The organism is Streptococcus sp. k-378 (assembly GCF_013277505.1).
In the GTDB taxonomy this organism is placed as follows: domain Bacteria; phylum Bacillota; class Bacilli; order Lactobacillales; family Streptococcaceae; genus Streptococcus; species Streptococcus pseudopneumoniae.
The window spans coordinates 1-6,811 of record NZ_VMNC01000034.1 but is presented as its reverse complement, the minus strand read 5'-3'; the positions used below and the strand labels follow the sequence as shown (position 1 = coordinate 6,811).

10 protein-coding genes are annotated in these 6,811 nt (G+C 39.3%); 9 read left to right on the top strand and 1 reads right to left on the bottom strand.

Annotated features, from left to right (window positions below):
• Nucleotides 1-75 precede the first annotated feature (75 nt).
• A complete protein-coding gene (locus HT719_RS04050; protein ID WP_172928333.1) occupies nucleotides 76-417 on the bottom strand; it encodes a metal-sulfur cluster assembly factor in 342 nt (113 codons plus the stop codon).
• A 123-nt stretch (nucleotides 418-540) separates the two neighbouring features.
• Here HT719_RS04050 and rgg point away from each other — a divergent pair, with 123 nt between their 5' ends.
• The 9 genes from rgg to HT719_RS04005 all read left to right on the top strand — a co-directional run bounded on the left by rgg (nucleotide 541) and on the right by HT719_RS04005 (nucleotide 6,713).
• Complete coding sequence (gene rgg, locus HT719_RS04045) at nucleotides 541-1,392, top strand: quorum-sensing system transcriptional regulator Rgg (protein ID WP_172928331.1); 852 nt, start codon at nucleotides 541-543, stop codon at nucleotides 1,390-1,392.
• Nucleotides 1,393-1,592: 200 nt separating this feature from the next.
• Nucleotides 1,593-2,840: a transporter gene (locus tag HT719_RS04040; protein WP_000770614.1), complete on the top strand. Its 1,248-nt coding sequence runs from the start codon at nucleotides 1,593-1,595 to the stop codon at nucleotides 2,838-2,840.
• A gap of 77 nt (nucleotides 2,841-2,917) precedes the next feature.
• On the top strand, nucleotides 2,918-4,198 hold the full coding sequence (hisS, locus tag HT719_RS04035; RefSeq protein ID WP_172928329.1) for a histidine--tRNA ligase: 1,281 nt from the start codon (nucleotides 2,918-2,920) through the stop codon (nucleotides 4,196-4,198).
• Nucleotides 4,198-4,662: a hypothetical protein gene (locus HT719_RS04030; RefSeq protein WP_345790023.1), complete on the top strand. Its 465-nt coding sequence runs from the start codon at nucleotides 4,198-4,200 to the stop codon at nucleotides 4,660-4,662. Before hisS ends, HT719_RS04030 begins: the two co-directional genes overlap by 1 nt.
• A gap of 9 nt (nucleotides 4,663-4,671) precedes the next feature.
• Nucleotides 4,672-4,878: a helix-turn-helix transcriptional regulator gene (locus HT719_RS04025; protein WP_172928327.1), complete on the top strand. Its 207-nt coding sequence runs from the start codon at nucleotides 4,672-4,674 to the stop codon at nucleotides 4,876-4,878.
• Complete coding sequence (locus HT719_RS04020) at nucleotides 4,878-5,075, top strand: hypothetical protein (RefSeq protein ID WP_001046145.1); 198 nt, start codon at nucleotides 4,878-4,880, stop codon at nucleotides 5,073-5,075. The genes HT719_RS04025 and HT719_RS04020 overlap by 1 nt, the downstream gene beginning before the upstream one ends.
• A 2-nt stretch (nucleotides 5,076-5,077) precedes the next feature.
• Nucleotides 5,078-5,812: a DUF3169 family protein gene (locus HT719_RS04015; protein ID WP_000730279.1), complete on the top strand. Its 735-nt coding sequence runs from the start codon at nucleotides 5,078-5,080 to the stop codon at nucleotides 5,810-5,812.
• Nucleotides 5,813-5,823: 11 nt separating this feature from the next.
• On the top strand, nucleotides 5,824-6,465 hold the full coding sequence (locus HT719_RS04010) for a type II CAAX endopeptidase family protein (RefSeq protein ID WP_100104301.1): 642 nt from the start codon (nucleotides 5,824-5,826) through the stop codon (nucleotides 6,463-6,465).
• Nucleotides 6,466-6,482: 17 nt separating this feature from the next.
• On the top strand, nucleotides 6,483-6,713 hold the full coding sequence (locus tag HT719_RS04005) for a hypothetical protein (RefSeq protein ID WP_119919430.1): 231 nt from the start codon (nucleotides 6,483-6,485) through the stop codon (nucleotides 6,711-6,713).
• The last annotated feature ends 98 nt before the right edge of the window (nucleotides 6,714-6,811 follow it).

Sequence of the window (6,811 nt, the reverse complement as noted above, 5' to 3'; positions counted from 1 at the left end):
ATAGAACTGACGAAGTCAGTAACATCTATACGATAAGGCTAAGCTGACGTGGTTTGAAGAGATTTTTGAAGAGTATTAACGAGGTGGTAGTCCAAGGGCAATACGGCCGTAGCGACTGATTCGTGTGATTTTCCAAGCGGGCGACCAGGTAACTTCAATCTTGACATCTTCGATACCTTCGATTTGTTTCAGACCTGCAACGATTTCGATAGGCAGGCTTTCGGCGCAATCGCAGGCGGTGTCGGTGAAGGTCATGACAATCTTACAGAGGCCTGTTTCGTCTAGATTAATTTCATAGATCAGCCCTAGATTGTACACATCCAATTCCACATCTGTATCAAAAACCTTCTCTAGTTTTTCGATAATTTGGTTTTGCAAGGCCAAAGCGCGGTCATTGATTTTGATATCGTCTCTCATAGCAGTCCCTCCACGTGATAAATATCCTCTATTTTCTCATAATTCTGACAATTTGGCAAGTTTTTGATGAATTTTCTGAAAAATATGATAAAATGAAGAAAATACGGAATCAAGGGGAAGCCTATGGAGCAGATTGGAAAAGTCTTTAGACAATTACGAGAGTCAAGAAATATCTCGCTGAGACAAGCAACTGGAGGACAATTTTCGCCGTCTATGTTATCTCGCTTTGAAACAGGTCAGAGTGAACTTTCGGTGGAAAAGTTTCTATTTGCCCTAGAAAATATATCTGCCAGTGTAGAGGAAATCCTCTTTCTGGCGAGAGGTTTTCAGTACGATACAGATTCTGAGTTGAGAAAAGAAATCATAGATGTCTTGGATCCAAAGAACATAGCTCCGCTTGAGGACTTGTATCGCAGGGAGTATCAAAAGCATGCCCATTCTCAAAACAAACAGAAACATATTCTAAATGCCATTATGATCAAGTCTTATATGAAGAGCATGGATGAAAGGGTGGAGTTAACAGCAGAGGAAGGGAAAGTCCTTCATGATTATTTGTTTTCTACCGAGATTTGGGGAATCTATGAACTCAATTTATTTTCAGTCAGTTCTCCCTTTTTATCTGTTTCTCTTTTTACTAGATATGTACGAGAAATGGTACGCAAATCTGATTTTCTAATGGAAATGTCTGGCAATCGAAACCTGTTTCACACTATACTATTGAATGGTTTTTTAGCCAGCATTGAGTGTGAAGAATTTACCAATGCCTCTTATTTTAAACGTGTTATCGAAGAGCATTTTTACAATGAAAATGAAACCTATTTCCGAATTGTCTATTTGTGGGCGGAAGGTCTTCTTGATAGCAAGCAAGGTAGAGTCAAGGAAGGCCAGAAAAAGATGGAGGATGCTGTCCGTATTTTTGAGATGCTTGGTTGTAATAAATCTGCCGAATACTATAGAAAAACGATCGATTCTTGAATATCTGCAAACTAAGAAAATTATTTGAAATTTGAAGCGATAGAACTGTTGGGCTCTCTCAGGTCAGTAAAGCAGTTTTATCGTTTCTTTTTTCTCATTTTATTTGTTGCATATATTCAAAAGAATCGTTTCGCAAATTCATAAGTGCTATACTAAAGCTATTCTTGATGTAGAACTTAGAACAAGGAGGGAGATTATCTATGAAACTATTGTTTAGAAATCCAGCTTATAGAATTTTGACTTTATCACGCTTCTTCAATGCTTTTGGTGCTTCGATTTTCAATCTGGTCTTTATCGTCTATGCATCGACCTTGTCACAAGCATCTTTTGCTGTTGCTATGGCGAATATTGTCATGCTTCTTCCGACTCTCTTTACAGTTTTTGCAGGGATTCGGGCAGATTACACGAGGGCCAAGGTCAAATGGATGGTCTATAGCGGTTTGTTTCAGGCGGTTTTATTTTTTCTGGCAGCCCTAGTTGTTCAGCAAGCTAGTTTATTTGCCTTTTCTAGCCTGTGTTTGATCAATGTCATTAGTGATATCATCAGTGATTTTGCAGGTGGCCTGCGTATGCCTCTTATTAAGGAAAAAGTAGCTGAAGATGATTTGATGGAGGCTTATTCTTTTTCACAGTTCATCACCTATATTTCAGCTATTGGTGGTCAAGCTTTCGGAGTCTGGCTCTTAGCTCTATCGGTCAACAATTTTTCTCTCGTTGCGGGAATCAATGCCTGCTTTTTCCTAGTATCAGCCACTATCCTCTTTTTAGGAAAAAGCAAATTGAGCCTGTCAATGTCATCTGCTGATGGTGAAAACTTAAAAAATGAGAAGCTTTCTATCAAAGACCAGTTCCTAACAATTTACCGAAATTTACGTCTCGTTTTTCTTAAAAGTGGACAGAAAAACTTTGGTTTTATGCTCTTTGCTGTCTTGCTTATTAATTCCTTGGGTGGCGCTTTGGGTGGAATTTATAATATCTTCTTTTTGAGCCATTCTCTCTTGAATTTTTCTTATACAGAGGCACTATTTATCAATCAATTCTGTGTTTTAGTAGCAATCATCATCAGTAGCCTTACGGGCAATGATTATTTTGGGAAGCAGTCCTTGCCTAGATTGATGATGTGGGCGACCGTAGGACTTAGTCTAGTTGGTTTGGCTAATTTATTCAATCAAGTCGTGCTTGGTTTGCTATTTCTCTTCTTTACCCTGTATGTGTCTGGTAAAGTTCAACCAAAGATTAGTGCCATGCTCATGAAAAATCTAGCTCCAGAGGTTCTAGCTCGTACTAGTAATTTTTTAGGTCTATTGTTTACCTTATCCATACCTGTGGGAACAGCTTGTTTTTCACTAGTAGCCGTATGGAATATACAGTTGACTTGGATGCTATTTGTTGGTCTTTCCTTGCTAGCTATTTTTTTGACAATTCTTAATCTCAAAAATGATATCTAAATCCTAATTTTTTTCTTACTGTTTTAATCCCTTTATTTGTGGTAAAATAAGACTATTAAGTTTAAAGAGGATTCCCTATGAAATTACAAAAACCAAAAGGAACGCAGGATATTTTACCTGCTGAATCTGCTAAGTGGCAGTACGTTGAGGGCTTTGCCCGTGAGATTTTCAAGCGCTATAACTATGCAGAAGTGCGCACGCCTATTTTTGAGCATTACGAGGTTATCAGTCGCTCTGTCGGAGATACAACGGATATCGTAACTAAGGAAATGTACGATTTCTATGACAAGGGTGACCGTCATATCACCCTCCGTCCAGAAGGAACTGCGCCCGTTGTCCGTTCCTATGTGGAAAATAAACTCTTCGCCCCAGAAGTGCAAAAGCCAAGCAAGTTCTATTACATGGGACCTATGTTCCGTTATGAGCGTCCACAGGCAGGGCGTTTGCGCCAGTTCCATCAAATTGGTGTTGAGTGTTTTGGATCTAGCAATCCAGCTACCGATGTGGAAACCATCGCGATGGCAGCCCATTTCTTGAAAGAAATCGGCATCCAAGGTGTCAAATTACATCTTAACACTCTTGGAAATCCTGAGAGCCGTGCGGCCTACCGTCAAGCCTTAATTGACTATTTGACACCGCTCAAGGAGACCTTGTCTAAGGATAGCCAACGTCGCTTGGAGGAAAATCCTCTCCGTGTCTTGGACTCTAAGGAAAAAGAAGACAAGGTAGCTGTAGAGAATGCACCGTCTATCTTGGATTTCCTTGATGAAGAAAGCCAAGCACACTTTGATGCTGTGCGTCAGATGTTGGAAAATCTTGGTGTAGACTACATCATCGATACCAATATGGTGCGTGGTCTGGACTACTACAATCACACTATTTTCGAGTTTATCACTGAGATTGAGGGCAATGACTTGACAGTCTGTGCAGGTGGTCGCTACGATGGTTTGGTTGCTTACTTTGGTGGCCCTGAAACTGCTGGATTTGGTTTTGGACTTGGTGTAGAGCGCCTGCTTCTCATCCTTGAAAAGCAAGGTGTGACTCTCCCTATCGAAAACGCCCTAGATGTCTATATCGCAGTTTTGGGTGAAGGAGCAAATGCCAAGGCTTTGGAATTGGTGCAAGCCCTTCGCCAACAAGGTTTCAAAGCAGAGCGTGATTACCTCAACCGTAAACTCAAAGCTCAGTTCAAGTCAGCCGATGTTTTTGCAGCTAAGACCCTCATCACCCTAGGAGAGAGTGAAGTCGAAAGCAGACAAGTAACGGTCAAGAACAACCAAACCCGAGAAGAAGTGCAAGTATCACTTGAAGCAATCAGTCAAAACTTCTCAGAAATCTTTGAAAAACTAGGATTTTAATGATAGATAAACTGGTCAGGAACCTACTCCTGACCGTTTTCTTTTGCAAAATGACAAAAATCATAAACTTTTTGACAAATATGATTGTCAAAAAGAAAAAGATGTGTTACAATGTAAGCAAGTTAAGAGAAAAGAGGAAAGGAGCTATGATGTGGGTACTAGGGTTTATACTATTTCTGATTTTCTTTTATTCTAATGATTCTAAAAAAATCAAGAAACTAGAGAAGAAAATCAAAAGACTTGAGCGAAAAGAGAAAGGAAACGCAGAAATGTCGAGATTATTACAAGAAATGATTGGAAAGGAACCAATTATGACGGGAGTGTATATTGGGCCAGATAACTGGGAAGTTGTGGATGTTGATGAGGAATGGGTCAAACTACGTAGTGTTGATAATACGGGAAAAGAAAAATTCAAGTTGCAACGTATTGAAGATATCCAAACCGTTGAATTTGACGGAGAGTAGGTGTGTAACGTGCAACTAAAAAATCGTCTAAAAGAGCTTCGAGCTCGCGATGGTCTCAATCAAACCGACCTAGCCAAACTGGCAGGGGTTTCCAGACAGACCATTAGCCTACTAGAACGGGATGAGTACACCCCATCCATTATCATTGCCCTGAAAATATCTCAAATTTTCAACGAAACAATCGAATCGGTATTTCGTTTGGAGGAGGACGAGTGATGAACAAGTATAAAGTGATTTATTATGTAGTGGTCATAGCTTTATTAGTCAGCGTATTTCTACTGATTGGGATGGACCTAAGCTGGTTTAATCCCTATCAAAGCGACCAATTTGTTTGGGTCTACTTTGCTCTCATCCCAGTAACTGAATGGATTGAAAAGAAATCCAAAAATCTAGCAAGTGAAAAAGGAGAATGAATATGAAAAAGAAACGTAGATTGTTATTTTTGATGTCTATTGTCTTGGGGGGGTTCTTGGGCATGTTTGTAGGGATGTTTAAGGCACGTGTCGAATCCCACGAAATTATTTTAGATGTAAAAGCCTTGATGCCATGGATATCAGCTATTTGTTTACTGATAGGTTTCATTAGTATGTTTTTGACTTTCAATTTCTTAAAGAAAAGCAGAAAATTTCATTCCTTGTATCAAGAGGAAATGGATGACGATCTGAATGAAACCTATTATGTGCAAATGTATCGGAATCTTGAGTTTGGAACCATTGCTTTTAATATTACAGGTGTAGCGATTCCATTGGCTATTTTTATTTCATTAAGTGAGGTGATTATATTGCATACAAACCCTCAAACATTTTTCCTTTCTTTCTTACTCTTTGTGGTATTCTTAGTCGCTCAAAAATCTCTTTTTAAAACCATTGCGATTGTTCGTCAGTTTGATTTGGAATTTTTCGCTACACCAAAGGATGTCTTGAACTATATAAATTCTTATGATGAAGGGGAGCGTCAGGCTAATTTGGAACAGAGTTTTCGAATTTTATTCCAATTACACCAATATGTCTTACCAGCCTTATATATTTTTCTTATTATCATTTCTTTCTTGACAGGAGAGATTCAGTTACTAGCTTTCTTGCTTGTAGGAGCCATCCATGTTTATATCAATGTGATGCAGTTACCTATGGTAAAACGTTATTTCAAATAAAGGAGTTATCTATGAAACTACTTAAAAACCTTGGCTGGTTTCTTCTAGCCATTCTATCCTTTTTATTCATCTATGGCTTCATTCAGGTGCTCGCGACTACGTCGCTTGCCTTAGGCGGTTCACCCTATGCTGTGACCTTGCTCTATGTGGCCTTGGCTGGAGTTTATGTGTACGGCATTTACAAATGGTATCAGAAAGGTCCTGTTCGTATTGAGAAGAGTGGCTTCAACCGATTTATTTGGCTTCCTGCCTTGGTTTGGTTCTTATCTCTGGTCGTTCAATTCTTCTTGCCAAATGATCCTTCAGTAAATCAGCAAATAGCGATAGACTTGACCTTGTCTCAACCACTTTTCTCATTCTTTGCGGTCGTTATTTTTGCTCCTTTGACGGAAGAACTTATCTTTAGAGGGATGTTAGCACGCTACCTCTTTCCTAAGCAGGACAATAGTAAACAAACTCTGATTTTTCTTCTGGTATCGAGTGTTTTGTTTGCCTTGATTCATTTCCCAGGTGATGTGCAACAATTTTTTGTCTATTTTAGCCTTGGTTTTAGCTTGGGCTTGGCTTATATTAGCAGAAAAGGTCTGGTCTACAGTATTTCTCTCCACGCTTTGAATAATTTAGTCGGCTTTTTGATGATTCTCATGCTATAATAGAGTCAGGAGGTCACATGAAACGAGTAATTTTATTAGCAGTGATTCAAGCAGTTGTTCTATTTTTCATCATTGGAGCGCTAGCTTATGCCTTTAAGGGCGATTTCTTCTACAACTATCTGGCAGTTGTCTTTGCCCCTATTGCAGGTGTCTTGCGCTTTGGGACAGCTTACACAACGGAAATTGTCTTGCCTCGAAAGGCAGCCGAAATGGCTGAAAAGCGTAAAGCAGGCAAAAATTCAAAATAAGAGAGTCCGGTGAAGTTCATCGGATTTTTGTATTATACTCAATGAAAATCAAAGAGCAAACTAGGAAGCTAACCGCAGGTTGCTCAAAACACTGTTTT